Genomic DNA, 3,281 nt, shown 5'->3' with positions numbered 1-3,281 from the left:
AAAATATAATTAAAATAAATCGGTTGCAAAAGCCTAGACCAATATAACCCACACGGGGCGTTTTGTTGGGGGGGTACCCCCCAAAAAAACCACGACAAGACGGGGCACCCCTACAGGTTAATTGTGTAGCAGGGTGGTTCTATCCAATAACAGAAAAATGGATAAACCCTAGTGCTTAGTCTTCAACCGCCCGCGACTAAAGTGCTGGCTAACGGCAAAAGTCCACTTCAGTGGACTCAAAGATGTTTATTGCGGTGGATGAAACCACCCGGCTACAGGTTAATTGTGTAGTGCCCCTTGTGGGTACCCGACTATCTACGATTTTACTAACGATCGAGGCATATTTTGTTATTAGCAGAATCGAGGAAATAGTACCCCCTCGATTCCACGGAAGTATTTGGCTCTAGATACTCAAACGTTGATAAATCTCGTCTAGGTGCTTGAAGTGTTGAGTCGGATCGAAGCAATGCTCGATCTCGGCTGGGGTGAGATGTGCCGTCACGCGAGGATCGGTAGAGATAACTTTGCGGAAATCGCCATCGAGCGTATTCCACACGCTCATTGCATTCGATTGGACGATCGCATAAGCTTCTTCCCGGTTCAATCCTTTACCCACCAACGCTAATAACACGCCTTGACTGAAGACAACTCCACCATAACAGTTGAGATTCCGCGCCATATTTTCGGGATAAATCAGCAGATTCTTAATTAAGTTGGTAGTCTCGACCAACATAAAATGCGTAATGATGCAAGAATCGGGCATACAGACGCGTTCGACCGAACTATGCGAAATGTCTCGTTCGTGCCACAAAGCGACGTTCTCTAGGGCAGCGATCGCGTTCCCACGCAAGATTCGCGCCATCCCTGTCAACCGTTCGGAACGAATGGGATTGCGCTTGTGGGGCATTGCCGAAGAGCCTTTTTGCCCCTTGGAAAAGAATTCTTCGACTTCTAATACATCGGTGCGTTGCAGGTTGCGAATCTCAACGGCAAATCGCTCGATACTCGCACCGAGCAGAGCCAACACCTGGGCGAATTCAGCATGAATATCGCGAGAGATTACCTGAGTAGAAGCAGTGTCTGGAGTCAATCCTAGCTTCTGACATGCGATCGCTTCCGCACGCGGTTCGATATTGGCATAAGTACCCACCGCACCTGAAATTTTACCAACGGCAATAGTTTGACGCACGCGCACCAAACGATCGCGATTCCGCAGCATTTCCGCCAGCCAACCAGCTAATTTAAAGCCAAAAGTAATCGGCTCGGCGTGAATTCCGTGCGATCGACCGATCGTGACTGTATTGCGGTGTTTTTGAGCTTGATAGCGAATTGCCTGAATTGTATCTTCCAACCGAGCGAGAAGAATATCGGTACTCGCTACCATTTGGAGCGCGAGCGCGGTATCTAACACATCCGAGCTAGTCATCCCCAGATGGATATATCGCCCAGCCGCACCGACGTATTCATTCACGTTGGTGAGAAATGCAATCACATCATGACGGACTTCAGCTTCGATTTCTAAAATGCGATCGACATCAAATTTTGCTTTAGCTTTAATTTCATCGACAGCAGCCTGGGGAATATGTCCTAATTCGGCTTGAGCTTCACAGACGGCAATTTCTACTTGCAGCCAAGTCTGAAATTTATAAGCATCCGTCCAAATTTCACCCATTTCGGGCAGCGTATAACGTTCGATCACTTGTCCGTCACTTGAATTCAACTAACTCAGTATAGCGTTCGTTGGCGTAGCCTGTCCTAAGGACATTTCGGGCAGTGGATAACGTGCGTTGGCGTAGCATTCAATTTAACCAATGTATATCGGTCGATAGTGGTAGATTTAAATTAGATTAAAAAGTATATAAAAATCCTTAATCCAACGATTACGCGTTGGCACAACCGCTGCTTATGAATCGTCGCCTCAAAAAATTTACCAAACATACTTATTATGACAGAATCGAAATTAACAACGATACTACCAACACAGTTGGTAACTGCTGCTGAATTACCAGCTTTGCAGAGCATGAATATCCTTGTTGTTGAGGATGATGAAGATATACTCGCATTAATCGCAATTATGCTCGAACGAGCTGGGGCATCAGTGACAGCGGTTAGCTCTGCGAGTGCAGCACTGCTGGCGTTAGCGGCGCATCCTCACTACGATCTGCTCTTGTCCGATCTGGCGATGCCAGAGATCGATGGTTGGTCGTTAATCCGTCAAGTCCGGGCTTTGCCTGCTGAATCGGGAGGGAAAATTCCCGCAATAGCATTGACGGCTTATAGCAGCAAAAAAGATCGGAATATTTCTGAAATTTTTGGATTTCAACTACTGCTGGCTAAACCGATCGAGTCAGATCGATTGGTAGCAGGCATTATCAGGGTGCTGGGCCCCCTGAATTCTAATTTGCATCCGATCCTGCGGACGATCGACCCGTCAAAATGCTCACCATTTGGATCAGTCGATCGGGATCGATCGGTTTGGGTAGATGCATCCCAAAGCCAGCCGCGAGACTGAGTTTGCGTTCTCGTTCACTGACGTAGGCTGTAACTGCTGCTGCGGGAATCTGACCGCCAGCTTCGGCAGCCAACGCTCTCACCTGTCGAATCAAGGCAAAGCCATCTTCGTCTGGCATCCCAAGATCTGCCAGGAGTGCGTCATATCCGCCGCTAGAGTCGATTAGCGTGGTAATTGCCTGCTGTGTTGAGTTTGCGATCGTGACACTTGCGCCTGCGTTTTCGAGGATGTATTGGATCAGATCGAGAATATCTGCCTCATCATCCACGACGAGGATGCGTAAGCCAGTGAGATCGATCTCCTCCTGCTGCGGTGGCAATTGGGGTGGTACAACTGGAACTAGATTGCTCTCGGCGGCATCTAGCGGCAGTTGGACGATAATTGTGGTTCCTTGCCCTGCTCCTGCGCTCTGTGCCCGAATGGTACCGCCATGCAGTTCGATGATGTGTCGGACGATCGATAATCCCAATCCCAGTCCCTGAGTCTTTTTACTGCTGCTAGAATCACCTTGGCGAAACCTGTCGAAGATGTGGGGTAACAACTCTGCCTCGATCCCTTGTCCGGTATCGCTGACGCTAATCTGAAGATCGGTTGGGGAGGAAATCGATCTAATCTCAACTCTTCCGCCAGTAGGTGTGAATTTAATCGCATTCGTCAGCAGATTCCAGAACACTTGCCCCAACCTGTCGATATCCCCAAGGATGGTTATTGGGGTAAGATCGACACTAATTTGAATCGATCTGGCATCAGCAGATAGTTGGACGGATTC

3 protein-coding genes are annotated in these 3,281 nt (G+C 48.4%); 1 reads left to right on the top strand and 2 read right to left on the bottom strand.

The features are described from left to right. Window positions 1-403: 403 nt before the first annotated feature. Window positions 404-1,699, bottom strand: coding sequence for an adenylosuccinate lyase (gene purB / locus RMO79_RS15170; protein WP_310484014.1), 1,296 nt, complete (start codon window positions 1,697-1,699; stop codon window positions 404-406). 246 nt (window positions 1,700-1,945) lie between these two features. On the opposite strand from purB, the gene RMO79_RS15165 reads away from it, so the two are divergent. Continuing rightward, entirely contained in the window at window positions 1,946-2,512 is a 567-nt protein-coding gene (locus RMO79_RS15165) for a response regulator (RefSeq protein WP_310484013.1), read from the top strand. Here the strand turns inward: RMO79_RS15165 and RMO79_RS15160 are convergent. Further along, on the bottom strand, window positions 2,397-3,281 hold an 885-nt coding region (locus RMO79_RS15160), incomplete at its 5' end, for a hybrid sensor histidine kinase/response regulator (protein ID WP_310484012.1). The two genes, RMO79_RS15165 and RMO79_RS15160, sit on opposite strands and share 116 nt — an antisense overlap.

The organism is Chamaesiphon sp. VAR_48_metabat_403, assembly GCF_031422475.1.
Taxonomy (GTDB): domain Bacteria; phylum Cyanobacteriota; class Cyanobacteriia; order Cyanobacteriales; family Chamaesiphonaceae; genus Chamaesiphon.
The sequence above is the reverse complement of the archived record's forward strand: the minus strand, read 5'-3'. Positions and strand labels throughout refer to the sequence as shown.

Bases quoted from the DNA above. Each gene is read 5' to 3' on its own strand.
- RMO79_RS15165 (WP_310484013.1), top strand. From the start codon at position 1,946: ATGACAGAATCGAAATTAACAACGATACTACCAACACAGTTGGTAACT.